General features: G+C 66.9%; 26 protein-coding genes. 22 read left to right on the top strand and 4 right to left on the bottom strand.

Features of this window, described 5'->3' with window-relative positions:
* The first annotated feature begins 21 nt into the window (after positions 1–21).
* From ACZ7M3_RS42905 to ACZ7M3_RS42890, 4 genes are all read left to right on the top strand, one after another.
* Complete coding sequence (locus ACZ7M3_RS42905) at positions 22–1332, top strand: replication initiator (protein ID WP_472071065.1); 1311 nt, start codon at positions 22–24, stop codon at positions 1330–1332.
* A complete protein-coding gene (locus tag ACZ7M3_RS42900; RefSeq protein ID WP_060900682.1) occupies positions 1332–1502 on the top strand; it encodes a helix-turn-helix transcriptional regulator in 171 nt (56 codons plus the stop codon). The genes ACZ7M3_RS42905 and ACZ7M3_RS42900 overlap by 1 nt, the downstream gene beginning before the upstream one ends.
* Positions 1499–2872 (top strand): tyrosine-type recombinase/integrase, encoded by a 1374-nt coding sequence (locus ACZ7M3_RS42895; protein ID WP_472071029.1) that lies wholly within the window; start codon positions 1499–1501, stop codon positions 2870–2872. Before ACZ7M3_RS42900 ends, ACZ7M3_RS42895 begins: the two co-directional genes overlap by 4 nt.
* A gap of 183 nt (positions 2873–3055) precedes the next feature.
* The gene (locus ACZ7M3_RS42890) at positions 3056–3511 is read left to right on the top strand and encodes a hypothetical protein (protein WP_472071027.1); all 456 of its coding nucleotides are present in this window, start codon (positions 3056–3058) and stop codon (positions 3509–3511) included.
* Between the two features lie 698 nt (positions 3512–4209).
* Here the strand turns inward: ACZ7M3_RS42890 and ACZ7M3_RS42885 are convergent.
* Both ACZ7M3_RS42885 and ACZ7M3_RS42880 read right to left on the bottom strand, forming a co-directional pair.
* Entirely contained in the window at positions 4210–5616 is a 1407-nt protein-coding gene (locus ACZ7M3_RS42885; protein WP_472071025.1) for a P-loop ATPase, Sll1717 family, read from the bottom strand.
* A gap of 2 nt (positions 5617–5618) precedes the next feature.
* Positions 5619–6044 (bottom strand): hypothetical protein, encoded by a 426-nt coding sequence (locus ACZ7M3_RS42880; protein WP_472071023.1) that lies wholly within the window; start codon positions 6042–6044, stop codon positions 5619–5621.
* Between the two features lie 435 nt (positions 6045–6479).
* Between ACZ7M3_RS42880 and ACZ7M3_RS42875 the strand changes: the two genes are divergently transcribed.
* Together ACZ7M3_RS42875 and ACZ7M3_RS42870 are read left to right on the top strand one after the other, a co-directional pair.
* Entirely contained in the window at positions 6480–6926 is a 447-nt protein-coding gene (locus ACZ7M3_RS42875) for a GntR family transcriptional regulator (protein WP_472071021.1), read from the top strand.
* Between the two features lie 11 nt (positions 6927–6937).
* Positions 6938–7507, top strand: coding sequence for an HD domain-containing protein (locus tag ACZ7M3_RS42870; protein ID WP_472071019.1), 570 nt, complete (start codon positions 6938–6940; stop codon positions 7505–7507).
* Here the strand turns inward: ACZ7M3_RS42870 and ACZ7M3_RS42865 are convergent.
* Together ACZ7M3_RS42865 and ACZ7M3_RS42860 are read right to left on the bottom strand one after the other, a co-directional pair.
* A complete protein-coding gene (locus tag ACZ7M3_RS42865; RefSeq protein WP_472071017.1) occupies positions 7495–7968 on the bottom strand; it encodes an NUDIX domain-containing protein in 474 nt (157 codons plus the stop codon). The genes ACZ7M3_RS42870 and ACZ7M3_RS42865 overlap by 13 nt on opposite strands.
* On the bottom strand, positions 7968–8735 hold the full coding sequence (locus ACZ7M3_RS42860) for a helix-turn-helix domain-containing protein (RefSeq protein WP_472071015.1): 768 nt from the start codon (positions 8733–8735) through the stop codon (positions 7968–7970). The genes ACZ7M3_RS42865 and ACZ7M3_RS42860 overlap by 1 nt, the downstream gene beginning before the upstream one ends.
* 582 nt (positions 8736–9317) lie before the next feature.
* Between ACZ7M3_RS42860 and ACZ7M3_RS42855 the strand changes: the two genes are divergently transcribed.
* The 16 genes from ACZ7M3_RS42855 (at position 9318) to ACZ7M3_RS42780 (ending at position 20099) form a co-directional block, all read left to right on the top strand.
* Positions 9318–9548 (top strand): hypothetical protein, encoded by a 231-nt coding sequence (locus tag ACZ7M3_RS42855; protein ID WP_472071013.1) that lies wholly within the window; start codon positions 9318–9320, stop codon positions 9546–9548.
* A gap of 5 nt (positions 9549–9553) precedes the next feature.
* The gene (locus ACZ7M3_RS42850; RefSeq protein WP_472071011.1) at positions 9554–10003 is read left to right on the top strand and encodes a DUF3307 domain-containing protein; all 450 of its coding nucleotides are present in this window, start codon (positions 9554–9556) and stop codon (positions 10001–10003) included.
* 115 nt (positions 10004–10118) lie between these two features.
* Positions 10119–10406 carry a hypothetical protein gene (locus tag ACZ7M3_RS42845; RefSeq protein WP_472071009.1) on the top strand — a complete coding sequence of 96 codons (288 nt, stop codon included), beginning with the start codon at positions 10119–10121 and terminating at the stop codon, positions 10404–10406.
* Positions 10403–11395, top strand: a complete 993-nt coding sequence (locus ACZ7M3_RS42840) for a DUF2637 domain-containing protein (protein ID WP_472071007.1) — start codon at positions 10403–10405, stop codon at positions 11393–11395. The genes ACZ7M3_RS42845 and ACZ7M3_RS42840 overlap by 4 nt, the downstream gene beginning before the upstream one ends.
* Positions 11395–11775 carry an RRQRL motif-containing zinc-binding protein gene (locus tag ACZ7M3_RS42835; protein WP_472071005.1) on the top strand — a complete coding sequence of 127 codons (381 nt, stop codon included), beginning with the start codon at positions 11395–11397 and terminating at the stop codon, positions 11773–11775. Before ACZ7M3_RS42840 ends, ACZ7M3_RS42835 begins: the two co-directional genes overlap by 1 nt.
* A gap of 2 nt (positions 11776–11777) precedes the next feature.
* A complete protein-coding gene (locus ACZ7M3_RS42830; RefSeq protein WP_472071003.1) occupies positions 11778–12095 on the top strand; it encodes a hypothetical protein in 318 nt (105 codons plus the stop codon).
* Complete coding sequence (locus ACZ7M3_RS42825; protein WP_472071001.1) at positions 12086–12265, top strand: pRL2-8; 180 nt, start codon at positions 12086–12088, stop codon at positions 12263–12265. The genes ACZ7M3_RS42830 and ACZ7M3_RS42825 overlap by 10 nt, the downstream gene beginning before the upstream one ends.
* The gene (locus ACZ7M3_RS42820) at positions 12262–12588 is read left to right on the top strand and encodes a hypothetical protein (protein WP_472070999.1); all 327 of its coding nucleotides are present in this window, start codon (positions 12262–12264) and stop codon (positions 12586–12588) included. The genes ACZ7M3_RS42825 and ACZ7M3_RS42820 overlap by 4 nt, the downstream gene beginning before the upstream one ends.
* Positions 12589–12668: 80 nt before the next feature.
* On the top strand, positions 12669–14894 hold the full coding sequence (locus ACZ7M3_RS42815; RefSeq protein WP_472070997.1) for a cell division protein FtsK: 2226 nt from the start codon (positions 12669–12671) through the stop codon (positions 14892–14894).
* 141 nt (positions 14895–15035) lie between these two features.
* Positions 15036–15311: a hypothetical protein gene (locus ACZ7M3_RS42810; RefSeq protein ID WP_472070995.1), complete on the top strand. Its 276-nt coding sequence runs from the start codon at positions 15036–15038 to the stop codon at positions 15309–15311.
* The gene (locus ACZ7M3_RS42805) at positions 15308–15502 is read left to right on the top strand and encodes a hypothetical protein (protein WP_472070993.1); all 195 of its coding nucleotides are present in this window, start codon (positions 15308–15310) and stop codon (positions 15500–15502) included. The genes ACZ7M3_RS42810 and ACZ7M3_RS42805 overlap by 4 nt, the downstream gene beginning before the upstream one ends.
* 14 nt (positions 15503–15516) lie before the next feature.
* A complete protein-coding gene (locus ACZ7M3_RS42800) occupies positions 15517–16110 on the top strand; it encodes a hypothetical protein (RefSeq protein WP_472070991.1) in 594 nt (197 codons plus the stop codon).
* Complete coding sequence (locus ACZ7M3_RS42795) at positions 16098–16901, top strand: deazapurine DNA modification protein DpdA family protein (RefSeq protein ID WP_472070989.1); 804 nt, start codon at positions 16098–16100, stop codon at positions 16899–16901. Before ACZ7M3_RS42800 ends, ACZ7M3_RS42795 begins: the two co-directional genes overlap by 13 nt.
* A 12-nt stretch (positions 16902–16913) precedes the next feature.
* A complete protein-coding gene (locus ACZ7M3_RS42790) occupies positions 16914–17396 on the top strand; it encodes a hypothetical protein (RefSeq protein WP_472070987.1) in 483 nt (160 codons plus the stop codon).
* An 83-nt stretch (positions 17397–17479) separates the two neighbouring features.
* Complete coding sequence (locus ACZ7M3_RS42785; RefSeq protein ID WP_472070985.1) at positions 17480–18397, top strand: bifunctional DNA primase/polymerase; 918 nt, start codon at positions 17480–17482, stop codon at positions 18395–18397.
* 157 nt (positions 18398–18554) lie between these two features.
* Complete coding sequence (locus tag ACZ7M3_RS42780) at positions 18555–20099, top strand: YfjI family protein (protein ID WP_472070983.1); 1545 nt, start codon at positions 18555–18557, stop codon at positions 20097–20099.
* Positions 20100–20129: the final 30 nt, after the last annotated feature.

The raw sequence follows: 20129 nt of genomic DNA, 5'->3' as shown, positions 1-20129 counted from the left end.
AAGCTGGCCCAGCACGGCACCCTGCCCGGTATCCTCCGGCAGCTCTCCGGACTCGGCGGGTGCGTCCACCCGATCCGCCTCGACGGACACCGCACCGAGTACGACGTGAACACCCGGACCGGCGAGATCGGCAACGTCCTCCACCGCCTCGACTCCGCCAGCCTCCCGGCCGGTCACCTCCTGGTCCGCTGCAACAACCGCCGCGCGACCCGCTGCGAAGCATGCGCCGAGGTCTATCGTCGCGACACTTTCCACCTGATCACCTCTGGTCTGCGTGGCGGCAAGGGCGTCCCGGAACGCGTCGCCGCCCACCCCCGCGTCTTCGCCACCTTCACCGCTCCCAGCTTCGGGCCCGTCCACAACCGCCCTTCCGGCTCGGCCGGTTCGGTCCGCCGCTGCCGCTGCGGCGTCCGCCACGACCAGGACGACGCCGAGCTCGGCACCCCGCTCAACCCGGACACCTACGACTACGAAGCCGCCGTCCTCTGGAATGCCCACGCCGGTCCGCTGTGGCGCCGCTTCTCCACCTACCTGCGCCGGGAGGTCGCCAAGCGAGCCGGACTCTCACAGCGCGCATTCCGCGAGCACGCCCGGGTGTCCTTCGCCAAGGTCGCCGAGTACCAGAAGCGCGGTGCCGTCCACTTCCACGCCGTCATCCGCATCGACGGCCCCGAGGGCGGCGACACCCCGCCCCCGGCCTGGGCCACCGCCGAGCTGCTCACGGACGCTATCGGTGCCGCCGCTGCCCACGTCCGCGTGGACGGCCCGGTCGTCGACGGACGCGCCCACGCCTTCACCTTCGGCCGCCAACTCGACGTCCGCACCATCCGATCCGCCGACTTCGACGGCGGCCAGGAACTGACCGAACGGGCCGTTGCCTCCTACATCGCCAAGTACGCCACCAAGGGAGCCGAGACCGCCACGGAAGCTCTCGACCGGCCGCTCAAGTTCCTCGCCGAACTCGCCCAGCTCGACATCAGCGACCACGCCCGCCAACTGATTCGCACCGCCTGGACCCTCGGAGCCCGCAAGGAACTCGAAGACCTCCGGCTCCGCGCCTGGGCCCACACGCTCGGCTTCCGCGGCCACTTCTCCACCAAATCCCGCCGCTACTCCACCACCCTCGGCGCCCTCCGCACCGCCCGCGCCGAATGGCGCCGCGCCCAAGCCGCAGCAGCCACCGAGGGCGACACCGACACGACCCTCGTCCTCTCGCACTGGGTCTTCGCCGGAACTGGTCTGTCCTCCGCCGAAGCCTGGCTCGCCGCATCCCTCGAACCCGCCCCTGGCACGGAAGGAGAACCGACGTGGACCCGCGTCGCGACGAGCTGATGACCGTTCGCCAAGTCTTGGATGAGCTGGGTGGCGTCTCTCGCCGGACGTTCTACCGCTGGCGTGAGTTGGGATACGGGCCGGCCGCGTTCAAGCTGCCCAACGGGGAGCTCCGAGTGTGGCGGAGTGACTTCACCACGTGGCTGCGACAGCTGGAGGCCGCAGCGTGAAGTCTCTCGACGTGAAGGTCTGGGCTGTGCGCAAACGCGATACCAAAACGCCCTCATACGGCGTCCGCTGGTCCGTGGCGGGCAACGTGTTCTCCGACTCCTTCCGCACCAAGGCGCTTGCTGATCACTACCGCGCGAAGCTCATGCGCGCGATGCGCGATGGTGAGGAGTTCGATAAGGAGTCCGGTCTCCCGGACTCGATGGAACAGAAGAAGTCGGCTGTGTCGTGGTACGACTTCGCCCTCAGGTACCTCGCGATGAAGTGGCCCCACGCCGCTCCTAATACGCGGGATGGCATCAACGAATCGCTCACCAGCGTGACTGTGGAGCTCCTGGACGAGCGGGCTGGACGGCCGTCCGACCAGGCAATCCGCAAAGCGCTCCGCAACTGGGCCTTCGTGTTGCCGGGGCCTGATGATCGAGACGTCCCGGACGATGTGCAGAACGTCCTTCACTGGGTGTCCAAGGCATCGCGGCCGCTCGCCGATCTCGCGGAGTCGGCCACGGCCCGTGCAGTGTTGGACTCGCTGAAGCTCAAGCTCGACGGCACGGCCGCGGCAGCTGAGACCGTGCGGCGTAAGCGGCGGACGCTCGTCAATGCTGCCAATTATGCGGTCGACCTGGGGGAGCTGCGCGAGAACCCCATCACGGCTGTTCGCTGGCAGAAACCGAAGGTGTCCAACCAGGTCGACCCTCGGGTTGTCGCCAACCCGGAGCAGGCTCGCAATCTCTTGGCGGCCGTCTCCTACGTGGGCGGGTACCGGCGGGCTCGCGGTCGGCGCCTCGTGGGTCTGTTCGCTGCCATGTACTTCGGCGGGCTTCGGCCGGCTGAGGCAGTCGGCCTTGTTGAGACGGATCTAGTCCTTCCCGAGCAGGGGTGGGGATCGGCTTTGCTCCATCGGACTCGTCCGTCAGTCGGCAAGCAGTGGACCGACTCGGGGGAGACTCACGACGACCGCGGGCTCAAGAACCGACCGACCGAGGACGTCAGGCGGGTGCCTATCCCGCCTCACCTCGTAGCCGTGTTCCGCGAGCACCTGGCCACCTTCGGCACGGCGGACGACGGGCGGCTTTTCTTCAGCGAGAAGGGCTCGGTCGTCCCGTCCTCCACCTACTACCGGGTCTGGCAGGAGGCTCGGCTCCTGGCTCTCCCGCCGGCCGCCGCGGCCTCACCGCTCGCAAGCCGGCCGTACGACCTTCGCCACTCGGCGCTCTCTACGTGGCTCAACGCTGGAGTCGACCCGACTGAGGTCGCCGAGCGCGCTGGCAACAGCGTCGAGGTCCTGCTGACCCGCTACGCGAAGTGCCTCGACGGGCGGCAGGACGTCGCCAACCGGCGTATCGAGGATCTGCTTCGCGAGTACGACTGACACGTCCTGTCTGCGCCTAGGCCCCCGGATCGCGTTCGGGGGCCTTAGTCGTCCAGTGCAGCAGCTGCAGCGCCGTCCGTGATCCCGTTCGCGCGGATCACCTAATTTCTTACGTATCACCACAGATGCGTCGGCTTCACTGCTTAGATGGCGGCCGAATGAAGGTGCGTGGGGGAGGGCGACATGGCCACCAATGAAGAAGACTTCGACTGGGTCGCGGACGAGCATTCGACGTGGCAGGAACTGCACAACAACCTTCGGCTGCACGGCGACGTCTTGCGCGTCGCAATGATCGATTTGAGAACCCTGACAGGCAGGGACCGACTCAAGGTGCGCGTCAGGGCGGATATCGAACAGACGCTAGCCAACCTGGGGATCGGGCATGTGCCTAGCGAGCTGCTTGGGAACCAGGATGCAACCGCCGTCCTCTACAAGCTCGGAAGTCCTGCTGCAGTGGTTATTGAGGCCGTCCGCAGTGGGACGGGCAGCGACCGCTTGGAGCAAGCGCTGCGGCACCTCAACACAACGAAGAGCACGAACGTCCAACGCGAATATCTGATCAAGAAGCAGGGGCTCGAAGAGCAGCTAGGTGCTCTTGAGGGAGTTGCGCAAGAGATCCGCAACATCATCAAGTCCTAGCGTGGAGACTGCGTACCCCCTGAACGGCAAGGGGGTCGAGGCCCTGCTCACCACCTGCAGAGTCTCGACGGTCGGCAAGAGCCGGCCTGGACGTAGCGAGGACCTGCTTCGCGATTACGACTGACACCACCTGTTGTGTCTGAGGCCCCTGGCATCCTGTCCAGGGGCCTCGTCGTTTTTGAGGGCTCACCTGGGACGATGCTTCAAGATCCCGTCCACGCCTCGTCCACAGACCCCGACATACGCCCGCTCTGAGCGGCACACGCCTGCACATACGCGAAGACCCCGGCCTCAGCGTTTCCGCTGGTGACGGGGTCTTTGGGCACCTCATAAGGGGTGCCCCCGGCAGGATTCGAACCTGCGCACACGGCTCCGGAGGGCATGCCTAGACCGATCCAGAAACGCGGGCTGACCTGGGACTTCTCCCTGTTGCGCGCTGCACAGGATGGCCCCCTATCGCATACCATGCGCGCAAGCAGTCTCGACCCGTTCCTCCTTACCTCATAGGTGGGCATGCCCCCGGCGAGGGATCTGGGAACCCTGAGCCGCGAAGGTAGCCTCTCGTTCGGCACTGCGCGCGGGCTGACTGGCTGCCTGCAGGGAGTTCTCGTCTCAAGTGTCTGCGCGGCGAGGGACGCACGTCTCTCCGAATCGCTTGTGATTACCAGCTTGGAAAACGCAGCGGCCATGCACTTTGACTATTTTATATTCAAGTGAGGTCGGAATCCTGGGTGCACGCTAACGACGGCCTTGGCAAGGAATTCTGATTTTGACAAATTTGGATCCTCGATAGCGTACATCATATTGTGAGACGACTCATATCCAGCGACGCCGATCTGATACATGATCAGAGCCAATTGACCCTTGGTGTCGGGATACCATCCTTTATTTTTCTTGAAATCGTCATGGAAGTTGGAGTTGAGTAGGGTGCGACTCTCAATTAGGTCAGCCAATTCCTCCCCGGTCATCCGTGGAGCGGCACTCTGAAAGACCTGCTCCACAAACCTGTGAATGCCTGGATAGGTGTCGCCGAAGTCGGCGTTGAGGCCGAAGACCTTCTCTTCTGAGTAAGCTCCGAGGCTGGCTGTGATGTGCTTCCGTGCAATCGGTTCGTTCTCACCAGGCTTGGTTGCGGCTAGATTGCAGAGCGTTACCATATCGCGGGGTCCACTCACGCAGTACTGGGTGCAATAACGGGTGAAAGCTTCGAACCTGCCAGTCCATGAAAATTCCTTGGCCCAGAGCTCCTCAATGTTAGGAGTCTGTCCAACGTCCATGTTCCGTCGGTGCGCAATCCGTTTTGAGATGAGTTCCACCAGGGCACCGTGGTCCCAGGTCAAGAAGTCAATCACACTCCTGACTCTGTCGTACTCTCTCGGGTCCTCAAACCATGATCGCCAGAGGCCGTGCTTGACGAACAACACCGCGTGGAGTCTTTCCTTGCCGCGAGTATTAATGTCACGGACGGCCCTTGCGACACCTTCCAGGAACAATGCGTTATCTGAAATACCGGAGAAGACCTCTTCGACGTCGTCAATGAGGATGACGCCTGCTTTGTCTGCGTCTTGGAGTGTTGAGAGCGTGTCGGCAAATATTTGGTCCAGTGTGGACTGCAACACACTGGCGGCGTCACGTTTCAGCAGTTCACCTAGCTTCAGCGTTGCGCCTGCGACCGATAGATCTATCGCATTGGGGAATTGCCTCACGATGGATGCGGTTACGTCAAAGGCTTTCTTGCCTGCTTTGGTGGTCTTTGATGATTGGGACTCGCTGAATCGACGTGCAAACTCTCGGATGAGGATAGTTGCGACGGCGTTCTTGGTCCGGCCTGATGGCTCTTTGACCGTGGATACATCCTGACTGAAGTGCGCGTGGTCGGCATCGAAGTTCAGCACGTAGAAATCCGGATTAGCTTGGCTTTCTAGATGCCTGCGCAACTCTGTCTTGCCGCTTCCTTTAACACCCACTATCACTTGTTTTCCGGAGGTGCGCGGTCCCCATTTGATGTTTTGTTCAATGCTGCGAAAAACGTGCTGAGCTTTTAGCGCTCCCGCGGAATCGACGGAGGCATCTGCTTCGCCAAAGAAATCATCGGGGCGGCCCATAGTTACCCCTCCGCCCTGCTGTAGTGGACACGGACGTTGCGCTGGATCCCGTCGGCACATGCGTACAGATAGAGCAGCCTTGAGAAAATGTCCACATTGATGAATGCTGACGGGTCGCGCTTCTCTTTTAGCTTGAAATGTATTGTCTTGGCGTCGGGCACAAGGGGAAGCCGTATGGTGTCGATGGCCTTCTCTATGTCAGGTATTTGAATGCCAGATTTATCAAGCATATTCCTGACAGATGCCTGAATGAGGAGGTCAAAGTCTCTCGGATTGTCTACGGCGCCCGCAGCCCTTGTGGCAAGAGACACGGGTCCGTTGTTACGTACCACTATCAGGTCAAGATCGTCCATAAGGGCGAGTAGCTTCCTGATTGATTGGGCAGACATGTAGTGCTCGACGGCTGACCCATCCCCGCGAATCTTCATTTCCTCTGGCCTGGCGCGGTGAATCGCTTTGATGACGTCTGACGTGCTATTCCACGTCTGACGCCTGGCGATTAGGTGCAATGTGTAATGCACTCGCGCATGAGTGTTGGCCATCATTTCCCCCAAGTGGGAGATTGAAAGGCGGGACTCATTAGGGCCTAGCATGAAATGTTCCGCTTGCCCTGTTGGTCTGCATCAATCCTACTTTGAAGCGGTGGACCTTGCATGTGGAGTGGACGTGGGACCCACGACAAGAACGGCACCGCTGGTCAGGGGGTGTGCTTCAACGCTGAAGGGGGATCAGCGGAAGCGGTAGCAACATGTAGGGCAGCTCGTCGAGGGGGGAATCAAACTGCTTGCTCTGTCGACGTGCATGTAAAGCTGGATACGCTGAGGTGCCGCTGCAGCCGCTGCGGTCGATGGAGGTGAGGGCACGTGCCGCAAGTGAACCCGCGAGGCATCTACTTGCAGGTCTCTGAGGCGCTGCGCCAACAGATCGAATCGGGTGACGCCGGCGATACCCTGTCGTCGGAAGCTGCTCTCATGCGCTCGCATGGCGTGTCCCGTAACACCATCCGTCGTGCTCTCAAGGTGCTGGAAGGCGATGGTGTTGTTGAGTCCGCCCCAGGGATCGGATGGCGAGTCGTTCGCGGTGGCGACAGGCGAACCCTCGCAGCGCGGATGATGGATCTCATTTCGGAGGACTCGCTTTCGGTGGGCGACCCGTACCCGTCCGAAGCGAAGCTCTGCGAGCGGTTCAGCGCTTCCCGTACCGCCGTGCGTCGAGTCCTTGCTCAGATGGAGGGAAACGGGCTGCTCGCCACCGTTCACGGCAAGGGGCGAACAGTGCGGGCTCTCCCGACCTCCACCGTCCAGCCGTAGTCTTGGCCGCCATGGGACTGACTGAGTGGGCGTACGCGCTCTCCGAATCGCTGCTGTCCGATCCGCTCCCGCGCCGATGGGCGCACTCGCTGGGGGTCGCCAAGCGCGCTCGCTCCTTGGGCCCGATCATGGGTGACGATGCCGAGTTGCTCGAAGCTGCCGCGGTGCTGCATGACATCGGGTACTCGCCGGCCATCGCCACGACCGGCTTTCACCCCCTGGACGGTGCACGGTTCCTCCGAGACCAGGAGAAGGCAGACGAGCGGGTTGTTCGTCTCGTGGCCCACCACTCCTGCGCCCTGCTTGAAGCCGAGGAGCGCGGACTGAGGCAGGAGCTTGAGGGAGAGTTCGAGCTAGAGCGTCCGGACCTGGTCGACGCCTTGCTGTACTGCGACATGACGACCACGCCCGATGGGACGCCGACCACGTCGACCGAGCGGCTGGATGAGATCGTGGACCGGTACGGTCCGGACACGATCGTCGGACGGTTCATCCAGCGCGCGGCACCCGAAATCCATGCGGCGGCGAAGCGCGTTGAGGGCAGGTTGGCGCAGGTCTCTGCCGACAGTCAGCCGATGTAGGGCTCTCGCCGCGTGTCGTCGAGGCCGTGGCGGATGCGCAGCATCATCGACGGGTGAATGTCCAGCTCGTCAAGGTCCGTTGGGTCTACCCAGCGGACCTCTTTCGATTCGTTGCTCGTACGCAGAGAACCCCCGACGGGGTGGGCTCGGAAGCAGATGGAGAACTGTTGCCGGACCTCTCCGTCGTCGTACGCGAGCACGTGTTCAGGGTCGGTGTAGAGCCCCACGATGCTGTCTACTTCAACGTCGATGCCGGTCTCTTCCGCGACCTCACGGACGGCAGTGTCACCGATGCGTTCGCCGATGTCGTGGCCACCGCCGGGCAGTGCCCACAGGTCGTTGTCCGTCTTGTGGATGAGCAGCAATCGCCCATCGTCGTCTCGCACGACCGCGGTGACCGAGGGCACCACCGAGTTGGCCTGAGGAGCGTTCGGGTCCCGGAAGTAGTCGATGCGGCTCATCAGGCAGTGCCTTCCCAATCGGCAGGTGAAGAGATCGGGCGGGCCGATGCCCAGACCTTCTCAACACTCTCAGCGTAGGCGTCGAAGAGTTCACCGCCCGGCACGCGTTGCAGGTGCAGCACGGGAGCCATGTAGGCGCCGACGCCGTAGAGGTGCCCGTTCGCCAGCATCTCGTCATCCGCCCGATAGATGGAGTTGTAGAGGGTCGTGCCGTGCAACCGGAACTCCACCCCCGGGAGGCCGAAAAGCGGGCCGTAGTTGATGAGGGCGTTCCGGATCTTGCCTGCCATCGCCGCGCCGATCCCTTCGTCCTCGCCGCGCGCTGCCACGGCCGGCGACGTGGGCTCTCCCAGGATGAAACGGATAGGTACTCCGTCGGCTGACTTCTCTTTCACGATGCGGTGGAACGACGCGTCCTCCGTGAGCCAGAACCCGGAGTACACCAACAGGTCAAACTGACGGGTCGCCTTGGAGTAGAGGTTCGTCCAGAGGTTTTGCATCACGACGGACCGGTGCGGATAGAGCCTGACCAACTCCGCGTTGCCAGCGGCCGCGACCTCAGCTGACGTGCGCTCGTCGGGCCACAGGTACGACACCTCGCACCTCAACAGCGATGCCGTTGCGAACTGGAAGCGGCGGTATGGCTTGCGCTCAGGTTCATTGATCCATCGCTCAACCGTCTTGGCCGCGACCCCGAGTCGTTCGGCGACCTCATCGAGCGTCAGGCCCAAGTCCACTATCGCGCCGCGCAGTCGCTCGTTCGCCATGCCAACCTCCGACTTCCTGGGACGACTTGGTTCGACTTCACGGTAGCCAAGAACGACTTGAGCCGCGCAACCGCGAAGTCGAACGTCGTCGCTGCCGACGCCAGTCTGTAGGTACATCGAGCGCGAGGGACTCGCAGACCTCCATCAGCCGAAGGGCTTGACGGGGCGAACCTCCCTCTGCAAGATGAGGAACACGTGATACATGTTCCTCTCGTTCGGGTTGCGTCAGCGACCGGAACGGGCGCACGACCAGGAGCCCCGCATCGGACGGGGGGAGGCGACCCGGCGCCTTGGCATTAACCGGAGGGCTTAGACCGCAAGGTCACGTCTCCATACGCCTACTTCGAGGCCGGGCAGCTCTACCTGACACGGGAGCGCGGTCGCGATGAAGGAGACAACGCACCACCTCACCTCGCCGCCGCGCTCTGGCGCGGCGGCCGGTTGCCTCCGCTGCTCGTCTCGGACGAGCAGCGCTGAGGGGAGCCGGGATCGTCTCTGACTCCGCCGCCACGCTCCGCGAGGCGGTCGCCTCTCGCCAAGTACCGCGACCGCTTCACGTCCCTCGACACCAGGAGAAGAACCGTGAATCAGCGCGACCTCGACAACATCGCCCACCGCATCGGTTCGGCCGCCATGGAGTTCGCCCCCGGTCACCGACCGACGGCCGCTCAGGTGGCTGATGCCGCTTCGATCCTTCACGGCGTGCTTCAGACGGCCGAGACCTACGGCGTGTCTTTCGCGGACTTCGACGCCGTTGCCCACTTCGCCCGGCTGGCCATTCAGCTCGTCCAGTCCCGCGACGCGAGCAGGTGACCGCCGTGAACGCTGCCACCTTCGCCGCCGTGTTCGTTGCCCTCTACGTCGCGCACAGCGTGGGTGACCACTGGGTGCAGAGCTCCCATCAGGCCGCGCACAAGGGTCGCCCCGGCTGGGTCGGCCGCCTCGCCGACGCCCGGCACGTCGCCACCCTGACGGCCACCAAGCTGGTGGTCCTCCTGCCGGTCGTCTGGCTGCTGGACCTGCGCCTGTCGGCGCTCGGCATCCTCGCCGGGCTCGGCATCGACGCGGTTACGCACTGGTGGGCGGACCGTCGCAGCACGCTGGCGTGGCTGGCCAAGGTGACCGGCAAGGGCGAGTTCTACCGGCTCGGCACCCCGCGCGCCGGCCGCGACGACAACCCGCACATCGGTACCGGCGCCTACGCGCTTGACCAGTCCTTCCATCACCTGTGGCTGCTGGTCGCCGCGCTCATCATCGCCACGGTCTGACCCTCCCCGCACCACCCCGCCCGCGTCTGCGGTGCGGCTCTCGTCTTCCGGGGCGGTCGCCTCTCGCCAAAGACCGCGACCGCCCCGGCATCCCTTCGATGTCAGGAGAACTGCCATGCGCACGTACATCGGCCGCCAACAGGCCATCTCAATCGAGGACTTCGCGGAACTGGCGCTTGGGACCCCGGTTGAACTGTGGCTCGGGGTCGCGGGCGAGACGGACGAAGAGCGCGCGGCCCGCGAGGACGCGGCGCGCGACATCCTCGCCGAGAACCCGAACCTTCCGGACGACCTGGTCCGCGTCGCTGCGCAGGTCATCGAGGAGAACCCGGACCTGTTCGACGTCGTCCCCCTGGTCCGTCCCGCCCGCCGCCGCACGGCGCGCAAGGGGGTTGCGGCATGACCACCACACCCGCCTCCGAGGCGCCCGCGTCCGGGGTACCGCCGCTGACCCGCCCGGAGCTGGGACTTGCCGGAGTCGGCGCGTTCGCTGCCGCCGCGGTCGGCGCGCTGGGTCTGATCTCCTCCTTCGACGCGGTGTCCGCCGCCGCGCTGAGCTGGGGTTTCCACTCACCGTGGATGCTGCCGGTCGGTATCGACGTGGCCATCCCGGTGTTCACCGTCGCCAATCTGCTGCTGATCCGCATGGATATGGCGCTCGGGTGGGTGCGGTTCGTGCCCTGGGCGCTCACGCTGATCACGTGCGGGCTGAACATCGCGGCCGGACACTCCCTGTCGGCCAAGGTCGCGCACGGCACGATGCCGCTGCTGTGGGTGGTGTTCTCCGAGATCGGCGCGCACATCTACGCCGTGCGGATCGGCGCGGCGACCGGCCGCCGGATGGAAAAGATCCGGTTCTCCCGCTGGCTGCTCGCCTTCCCCTCCACCTTCGCGCTGTGGCGCCGCATGACGCTGTGGGAGGTCACCTCCTACACCGAGGCGCTGGCGCGGGAGAAGGAACGGCAGTTGGCCCGCGCGGACCTGCGCGAGCAGTACGGCCGCAAGTGGCGGTCCAAGACCCCGCGGCGCGAGCGCGTGATGCTGCGCATGGGCGACCTCGCCCCCGCCGAAGAGACCACCCCCGTCTCGCCTCCGGCAGAGCCGCCCGCGCCCGCGGCCGACCCCAAGCCGCGCCCCCGCCGGCGGCCCGCCAACAAGGCCAAGCCGAAGGCACAGCGCACCTTCGAGGAGCTGCTGACCGAGGCGCGCACGGTCACCGCGGAATGGACCGAGGCGGAGCTGACCGCGGACCGCATCCGCACCGAGGTGCACTGCTCGGCAACCAACGCCCGCGCGCTGCGCGACGCGTTGAAGTCCGAGCGCGCCGAGGGCCGCCTGCTGCACTCCGTGGACGACGCGGAGGGCGAGGCGACCGAGGCTGAGGCCGCCTGATGCCCGCGGCATTCGGCAAGTGCTACGACCCGGCCGGAAGCCAGTACGGCATCCCCACCTACCCGTGGCGCTACGCCCCCGACGGGCTCGCCACGCGTCGCCAACTACGCGCCCGCGGCTTACGTCCGGGCGGTCAGCCGATCGCGGCTCAGGTACTGCGCCCGCGCTACCGCCGCGGCCCGCTGGCCGCCTACCTCTACCGCATCGACCGTGCCAAGCCCGTGCGGCCGATGACGCCCGGCAAGCGGGCCGCGCTCGCCAAGGCGATGTGCGCCCGCCGCACCTGCCCGCAGTGCCGAACCGATGCGGGATACGTCATCCCGACCTCGATCGGCCTGTGCGTGCCCTGCGCCTTCCCCGACACCCCGAGGAGGGGTTAACCATGGCCAAGCCCAACACCAGCCGCCTGGACCGCGAGATCCGGCAGACGGAACGCAAGCTCGAAGCGGTCCGCAAGGACGAGATGTGGCCGCTGACCGGCCACGAGCGGCGCGCGGTGCTCCGGGCGCTCGCCGGAGGCTCCTACAAGGTCGTGCGGGGCAAGAGCACCGGCCGCGCGGAACGGAAGCTGGAGACGCTGTGGCAGTCGGTGCAGTCCCGACTCACCGCGGAGCTGACCGCGTTGCAGACCGAGCGGCAGCGGATCGTCAACGAGGCCGCCACCGCCAAGGCCGCCAAGAAGTCCTCGGGGTGGTGGTGACCATGGCCGCGCGCGAGACGCCTCCGGGCGAGTGCCCGCAGTGCTGGCAGCACGCCCACGACCGGAGCATCCACCGCAGGCTCCGCGGTCAGGACTGCCAGCCGTGCCTGGACCACATGAACAACGGCTGCCCGTACCTCGTGCCCAAGCCGAAGTCGAGCTGGTGGTGAACCTGAAACGGATCACCCGTCTCTTCCGAGGCTCGGGTGACTCGCCCGGTCGGCCGCTACCCGCCGACTCCGCGCGGGTCGTCTGCCTGTCCGGCAGCAACTTCGGCGTGCACGGCGTGATCCCGGCGTCCTACGCCCGGTTCACGGTCAGCCGACGCCGGGCCTGGGGCCACGACGCCCGCGCCTATCCGACCACCGGCCGCGACGGCACCCCGTTGACGGTCATCTACACCCGCGTTGCCTACGCCGACGACCCCGGCCTTGAAGTCCTGGTCACGGTCTTCGAGTTCCCCCACGGCAGCACGCTCCCGCCCGGCATGTAACCCCACGGGTCCGGCCGCTCACCTCCTACAGCGTCGGCCGGACCCGCTCTCCCTCACACCCGAAAGTGGAAGGAATCTCAGTGAAGCACCCCGACGACGACAACGAACTCTTCAACCGGCTGGAAGCCGAAATGGCCGACTCCGGCGGCGAGGTGTTCGACCTCGACAAGGCCCGATCGGCCCGCAACGAGTCGGCCGACCCGACCACACGACCCGACTCCGACCCGTCGGCCGAGTCCGAGAGCGGTCGGTCGGCTGCCGAGTCGGGCGACCCGACCGCCCGCCGGTTGGTCGACCTTCCGACCGCCAAGGCGGCCGGTCCGGGCTACCTCGGTCGGCTGCTCGGTGCCCAGCGCCGTGACGTCGTTCCGGCGTGGCTGAAGTCCACGGCGGAGCTGAAGACCGCCACCGGATGGGTGGCACGCCACTACGCCCACTCGGTGGGCTACCACGCGCTTCGCACACCGGTCTACGCCGCGCGGCTCACGCTTCAGGCTCCGTCCGGGGCCGCGAAGTTCCTGGGCGGCACCATGCGGTGGGTGGCCGACCGCGAGGGCGAACCGGTCCGACTCGCCGCGGTCCGACGCGAGGACGCTGCCGAGTACCTGAAGCTGTCGCGGCAGCGCGATGGTCGGGTCCGACTCCGGACCCTGGTGGCCGTGCTCGCGATGTTCATCGGGCTCGGCTCCGCGCTCGCCATCTACGTGCTGGCCCCCGACTGGCTTCAGGCGGTGTCGGTGAGCGCGGTCGTGATGGCGCTCGGGTTCGCTGGCCGCAAGGCGGACGACCCGGTCATCCACCGCGCGGTGGAGCTCCCGAAGGCGGTCAAGCTCACCAGTGACATTGTGCTGCGTGCGCTCGGCTCGCTCGGCATTCCCGCGATCAACCAGGCGCAGGGCAAGGGGCGGGACGGTTTCGAGTTCACTGCCCCGATCACCCGCGACGGTCCGGGCTGGCGTGCAGAGGGCAACCTCCCGTACGGCGTGACCGTGACCGATGTCATCGAGCGGCGCGACCGGCTCGCCTCCGGCCTGCGCAGGCCGCTCGGGTGTGTGTGGCCCGAGGCGGTACCGAACGAGCACACCGGGCACCTGGTGCTGTGGGTCGGCGATCAGGACATGTCGACCTCCCGCAAGCCCAAGTGGCCGCTGCTGACCAGCGGTTCGGTGAACCTGTTCAAGCCCGTCGCCTACGGCACCGACCAGCGCGGACGCTGGGTCGAGGTCACCCTGATGTACATCGCGGGCATCATCGGCGCCATCCCACGCATGGGCAAGACGTTCCTGCTCAGGCTGTTGCTGCTGATCGCCGCGCTGGACCCGCGGGCGGAGCTGCACACCTACGACATGAAGGGCACCGGTGATCTAGACCCGGTCGGCAACGCGGTTTCGCACCGGCACGCCGCGGGCGATGATGACGAGGCCATCGAGTACGCCCTTGCCGACTTCCGGGCGCTGCGCGAGGAACTGCGCCGGCGCACGAAGGTGATCCGCTCGCTTCCGCGGGACATCTGCCCGGAGTCGAAGGTGACCAGCGAACTCGCCGACAAGCGTTCCCTGGGTCTGCACCCGATCGTGATCGGAGTGGACGAGTGCCAGGTTCTCTTCGAACACCCCAAGCACAAGGACGAGTTCGAGGAAATCGCAACCGATCTGGTCAAGCGCGGTCCGGCCACCGGCATCGTGCTCCTGCTCGCCACCCAGCGGCCGGACGCGAAGGCGCTGCCCACCGGCATCAGCGCGAACGCGTCGGCGCGCTGGTGCCTGAAGGTCATGGGGCAGTTGGAGAACGACATGGTGCTCGGCACGTCCGCCTACAAGCGGGGCGTGCGGGCGACCATGTTCGCCTGGGGAGACAAGGGCATCCACTACTTCGTGGGCGAAGGCTCGGACGCCCGGATCGTGGGCTCGGTGTACGTGGACGGACCCGGCGCCGACAGCATCGCGGCCCGCGCTCGCAAGGCCCGTGAGCTGGCCGGACTGCTGTCCGGGCATGCGCTCGGGGAAGAGCCGGAGACGGACGCGAGCACTAGCTACGACCTGCTCGCCGACATCCTCGCCGTGGTCCCCGCCAAGGAGACCAAGGCGTGGTCCGAGACCATCGTCGCGCGGCTCGCCGAACTGCGCCCCGAGGTCTACGACGGATGGGACTCCGACGCGCTCGCCGCGGCCCTGAAGCCCCGCGGCGTCTCCACCGTCCAGGTGGGCCGCCGCATCGAGGGCAAGTTCACCAACAAGCGGGGCATCGACCGCTCCCACGTCACCGCAGCGATTGCGGAGCGTGACGGAAAGCGGGACGCGGGCTGAGTCTCCGGGGCCGCTATCGATAGCGCCACACGCCGCTATCGATAGCGGCCCCGATAGCGCCCCAAACACGCCCTGATCAGGCCGCTAGCGCATAGCGGCCCACCTGCGGAAACCCCTGAAACCCGCCTGGAAGGGCCCTTCATGACCCTCACCCTGCTCGCTATCACGCTCCTGCTCGGAGTCACGCTGTGTTACGCCGCTGTGTGTGCGGCCTCGCCGTTCGGCAACTGCCGCAAGTGCCGCGGCATGGGCCACCAGCTCAAGACTGACCGCAAGGGACGGCTCAAGCGCGGCAAGGACTGCCGCCGCTGCCACGCGACCGGCAAGCGCATACGCGTCGGCCGCTGGCTCTACAACCGGTGGGCCCGCATCTACCGCGCGGGCACCGACACTCCGCGCCCGGAGGGCTCGCGATGACCCTGACCATCTCCGCGGTGCTGCTCTTCGGCATCGCCTCCGTCATCGCGGTGAAGACCCGCGCCGCCAACGCGGGCGGTGCGGTGCTGCTGTTCCTGTTCGGCTTCTTCACCGCCGGGACCGGCGCCTACGGCCCGATTCACGGCCTGGTGGCGTCCTTCGCCCGCTTCCTGTCCCAGCTCGGCAACTGACCGGAGGAGTATTCGTGAACGACCCCATCGTTGCGCGGCACTGGCTCACCAGTGCCGCGCCCAAGGCTGCGCCCGCCATCGCCACCACGACTGTGCTCGCGCTGGCCCGGATCTGGAACGCCAACGGCGCCGAACACTCCGTCGGCAACGCCGCGTTGATGGCCGTCCTGTCCGCTGGTGCTGCCGCCGCGGGCGTGGCCGCGGGCAACAGCACGGGCGATTCCGTCCTCGTGGGGACCGCGTTCGCCGCTTCCGGCGCGCTCGCCTTCGCGGGCGTGGCCGGATACGCCGACGGGCTCCCGCTTCCGCTGCTGCTGTGGTCCCTGGCCACCGCCGGCGCCTACGGACTCGCCGCCCGCTACTGGCGCACCGACCGCCGCGAGACCGTCGCGTACGAGCGGCAGACGAGCGAGCGGCGCGAGGAGTACGCCCACGTCGAACGCGTCGAAACCCTCCGCGCCACGACACAGATCGAGGTCGCCCGCACCGGAGCCGCCTACGCCGAACAGCTCGCACAGGCTCTCGTCACCCGCTCTACGCTGCCCGGCTTCGACCCCAAGGCGCTGGAAGCCGCGGGACTCCCGGAGATCCCGCGGTGGGATCGGTGAAGTTCTACCTGACCACCCATAAGCGGCATTGGGTTCGGCTGACCAGGGTGCCGCTGTTCTTGAAGTCCGAGCACTTCGTGAACGCGGTCAAGCTGGATGCGGCGCGCGGCCCGTACGCGGTGGACTCCGGCGGTTTCTCGGAGCTCCAGCGCCACGGCCGTTGGACGCGCTCCCCGCGCCAGTACATCGAGGACCTGCGCCGCATCTGGGAATGTGTCGGCCCGTACGACTGGGCCGCTCCGCAGGACTGGATGTGCGAAGACCTCATCATCCACGGCGGCACCGCCGGACCGAACGTGTTCGTCGGCACCCATCTCAGCGTGCCGGAGCACATCCGCCGAACCGTCGCCAACTTCCTCGAACTACGCTCCCTCGCCCCCGAGTTGCGAATAGCCCCTGTCCTTCAGGGCCGGACGGTCGCGGACTACGAGTCGTGTGCCGAGTTGTACGAGCGTGCCGGGGTCGACCTGACCCGCGAACCCACGGTGGGGCTCGGCTCGGTCTGCCGCTTGCAGTCCACCCGCGAGGGAGCGGCGATCGTGACCGCGATGGCCGCGCGCGGGCTGAAGCTGCACGGCTTCGGCTTCAAGACGCTGGGACTGGAACGCGTCGGCCACCTGCTCGCATCGGCCGATTCCGCCGCGTGGAGCTATCACGCCCGCCGTAGGCCCCCGCTGCCCGGCCACACACACAAGAACTGCGCCAACTGCATCGACTACGCCATGCGCTGGCGTACCCGCGTCCTGGCCAGCCTGCCGCCCTGGCAACAGCCCTTCCTCGACGCAGCCTGACGAAAGGAAGCCATGTTCGAGATCCGCATCATCTGTGACCCGGCCGACACCGACCACGTCACCACCGCTCTCAGTGGCGCGTTCGCCACCGGTGCCGTGCGCACCTACCCCACCCGCGACGGTGAGCGTACCCGCCTGTACGTCACCGCTGATCACCGCACCGAGCCGGGACCGTGGCCGACGCCGGAAAAGGCGTACGCGCTCGCCCCGAGCATCATCAGCGAGATCGGATGGACGGCCCGCACCCTGGCCGCCACGAAGTGCTTCACGGCGCTGGATCGGGACTTCTACCTGCGCAAGGCGGCCCTACTCGACCGCATCGCGCTCCTGGACGAGCCTGACGAACCGCACGGCGACGCCACCGAAACCGCTGTAGCGGCAGCTCTGCGCCTTCTTGACACGGACAAGGCCGGTTCCATCATCGCGGCCGACGCCCTCGCCAACCCTCGCGGCTACGTCCGCCAGGAATACGCCCACTGGGCCAGGCACCACTAGCTATGGCTGGGGCGGACGCCTCTCGCCAAAGACCGCGACCGCCCCGGTTCTCCGTCCCTTCGACAGAACAGGAGACCTCCAGCATGACACCTGCCCGCAAGACCCGGCTCCCCCTCGATTGGAATCACCCCGACGCGAGCCACCTGCGGACCGCCCTCTACCTGGCCACCGCCGTTGTACCGGTGCTGCCGTTGCGGGACGGGAAGGTGCCGTTCGGCAACTGCCGCGCGTGCGCCAAGAACGCGTGCGGCGGGCGGCCGAACATGAAGCGCGCGGGTACCTGCCGCTGCCCCGCCCCTTGCCACGCGTGGGCCGCTGCCACCACCGACCGGAACGTCCTCACCTCGCCGCTGTGGGTGGCGGCATGGGAGCGGGCCGTGTGCGTCGGCTACCACCCCGGAGGAGCGGGGCTGACCGTGGTTGACCTCGACAACGCGGCGGCCGTCTCCTGGGCCCGCGAGACTCTGCCCGCCACCCGAACCGTGGCGACGACGCGCGGTGAGCACTGGATCTACCGGGGCGTCATGGGGTCGCACAACGCGGTTCGGGCTGGCGTCGACATCAAGTCCGCGAGGTCGTATGCCCGTTGGCTCGGTCCGGGCGACGGCCGCATGGCCGATCTGCCGTCGGCCGTCCGCGCCCTGGTGGTGAAGGAAGAGACCACCCCCGGCCGCGGGGAGGTGGTCTCTTCCCTCCCCGAGCGCGCCACGTGGGACCGGACGGTTGCCACCGGATGCCGTCACACCGACGGCTACGTCCGCACCGGCCTGGAACGCGGCCTCGCCCTCGTGCGCTCCCGCGTCGAATCCGGTGCCGGATCACAGGCGTTCGGCGTGGCCCGGTTCCTCGCTGTCCAGCACACCGGCTGCCCCGGACCGTGCGGACTGGACGTGATCGGGGAAAAGATCGTGGCCGTGGCCGTCTCGGTCGGTGTACCCGAGCCCTACGCCCGCCGTGCGGTCGCCAACGGCCTCAGCGCGGCCGAGAGGGGGGCCGAATGACCTATAAGCCCTTCAATCCCCTGAAACAGCCTCAGAACGCCACGCAGGCCGCACTATGGGTCACCGTAGGCGACCGAAGGAACGTCGCCGAAGGCGTCCGCACTGTCTTTGGCTCTGACCCGCACGTCGGCGATCCCACCGAAGGGAGGGCAGCCTCATGACCGCACAGCCTGTGGACAACACCGACCTGTGGGCCGGACTGCCCACCCTCGACGAGCCGCCCGCACCCGTGTGGGAGGACCCCGTTCCCCTCGCTGGACCCCGCAAGCTCGCTCCCTTCCCCACAGCCTCCCTTCCGGGGTGGCTGCGGGAGTTCGTGGCCGCGGTCGCCGAGGAGACACAGACCCCCGTCGACCTCGCCGGATGCATCGCCCTGTCCGTGCTAGCTACCGCGGCGGGCGGAAGGGCGGTCGTGCAGGTGCGCGGGCACTGGCGCGAGCCCACCAACCTCTACGTCGTCGTCTCGCTGCCGCCAGCCAACCGGAAGTCCGCCGTGTTCGGCCTGCTCACCGACCCTCTGTACGAGGCCGAACAGCAGCTCCGCACGCTCACCCAACCGGCCATCGTGGAAGCCGAGATGACCGCCCGGCTCGCCAAGGAGGCAGCCGACAAGGCCGCGTCCAAGGCAGCCACGGCAGGCGCGGACGAGCGGGACGAACTGGTCTCCACTGCGATCGCGCTGGCGCAGACCGCGGAGAGCGTCAGCGTGCCGGCCAAACCGCAGTTGCTCGCCGACGACACCACCGCCGAGACGGTCACCTCCCGCATGGCGGAGCAGGGGGGCCGGATCTCCGTCATGTCCGCGGAGGGCGACATCTTCGACATCATCGCCGGACGCTACTCCGGCAAGCCCAACATGGGCGTCTTCCTCAAAGGCCACGCCGGAGACCGGCTCAAGGTCGACCGGCAGACCCGCGAGGAATACATCGAACACCCCGCCCTCACCATGGGGTTGTGCGTGCAGCCGCAGGTCTTGGACGACATCGGACGTCAGGACGGGTTCAAGGGCCGCGGTCTGCTCGGCAGGTTCCTCTACTCGGTTCCTGAGTCGCTGGTGGGCCGCCGCAAGATCGAGCCGGACCCCATCCCCGAGCAGGTGATGGAGACCTACCGGCGCCACGTCCTCGACCTGACGCTGTTCCTCGCCGAATGGACCGATCCGGCCCTCATCCAGCTCACCCCCGAGGCAGTCGCCGCCCTGAAAGCCTTTCAGGCACGGGTGGAACCGATGCTGGAAGCCCGCGGCGGCATCATGGGCCAGATCGGCGATTGGGGCGGCAAGCTGGTCGGCGCAACCGCGCGCATGGCCGCCCTGCTCCACCTCGCCGAACACCTCACCAAAGGGCACACGGTGCCCGTGGCGGAAGCGACCATGCGCGACGCGATCTCGCTGGCCGAGTACTTCATCAGCCACAGCCTCGCCGCGTTCGACTCCATGGGCGCCGACCGCATCGTCGAGCGCGCCCGCACCGTGCTGGAAGTGCTCCACGCCCACGGGTGGCGTGAGGTCAGCAAGCGGGACCTGATGGTCAAGCTCTCCCGCTCCGAGTTCCGCACCGCCAACGACCTCGATCCGGTGCTGGCGCTGCTGGAAGACCACGGCTACGTGCGCGCCCAAGCCGTCCAGCGCACCGGAGGACGAGGCCGGCCACCCTCCCCCCGCTACCTCATCCACCCCCGCCTGACCGACCCGACCGCCTGACCCCCGCCACAGAAACCACAGAATCACAGA

Source organism: Streptomyces sp. NPDC111656 (genome assembly GCF_055656965.1).
The sequence above is the reverse complement of the archived record's forward strand: the minus strand, read 5'-3'. Positions and strand labels throughout refer to the sequence as shown.

Coding starts and splice junctions, on each gene's coding strand:
- ACZ7M3_RS42840 (WP_472071007.1), top strand. CDS start 10,403: ATGACCACCACACCCGCCTCCGAGGCGCCCGCGTCCGGGGTACCGCCG.
- ACZ7M3_RS42835 (WP_472071005.1), top strand. CDS start 11,395: ATGCCCGCGGCATTCGGCAAGTGCTACGACCCGGCCGGAAGCCAGTAC.
- ACZ7M3_RS42845 (WP_472071009.1), top strand. CDS start 10,119: ATGCGCACGTACATCGGCCGCCAACAGGCCATCTCAATCGAGGACTTC.
- ACZ7M3_RS42885 (WP_472071025.1), bottom strand. CDS start 5,616: ATGGGCCGCCCCGATGATTTCTTTGGCGAAGCAGATGCCTCCGTCGAT.
- ACZ7M3_RS42880 (WP_472071023.1), bottom strand. CDS start 6,044: ATGAAGATTCGCGGGGATGGGTCAGCCGTCGAGCACTACATGTCTGCC.
- ACZ7M3_RS42805 (WP_472070993.1), top strand. CDS start 15,308: ATGACCCTGACCATCTCCGCGGTGCTGCTCTTCGGCATCGCCTCCGTC.
- ACZ7M3_RS42900 (WP_060900682.1), top strand. CDS start 1,332: ATGACCGTTCGCCAAGTCTTGGATGAGCTGGGTGGCGTCTCTCGCCGG.
- ACZ7M3_RS42860 (WP_472071015.1), bottom strand. CDS start 8,735: ATGGCGAACGAGCGACTGCGCGGCGCGATAGTGGACTTGGGCCTGACG.
- ACZ7M3_RS42780 (WP_472070983.1), top strand. CDS start 18,555: ATGACCGCACAGCCTGTGGACAACACCGACCTGTGGGCCGGACTGCCC.
- ACZ7M3_RS42870 (WP_472071019.1), top strand. CDS start 6,938: ATGGGACTGACTGAGTGGGCGTACGCGCTCTCCGAATCGCTGCTGTCC.
- ACZ7M3_RS42890 (WP_472071027.1), top strand. CDS start 3,056: ATGGCCACCAATGAAGAAGACTTCGACTGGGTCGCGGACGAGCATTCG.
- ACZ7M3_RS42830 (WP_472071003.1), top strand. CDS start 11,778: ATGGCCAAGCCCAACACCAGCCGCCTGGACCGCGAGATCCGGCAGACG.
- ACZ7M3_RS42810 (WP_472070995.1), top strand. CDS start 15,036: ATGACCCTCACCCTGCTCGCTATCACGCTCCTGCTCGGAGTCACGCTG.
- ACZ7M3_RS42785 (WP_472070985.1), top strand. CDS start 17,480: ATGACACCTGCCCGCAAGACCCGGCTCCCCCTCGATTGGAATCACCCC.
- ACZ7M3_RS42865 (WP_472071017.1), bottom strand. CDS start 7,968: ATGAGCCGCATCGACTACTTCCGGGACCCGAACGCTCCTCAGGCCAAC.
- ACZ7M3_RS42790 (WP_472070987.1), top strand. CDS start 16,914: ATGTTCGAGATCCGCATCATCTGTGACCCGGCCGACACCGACCACGTC.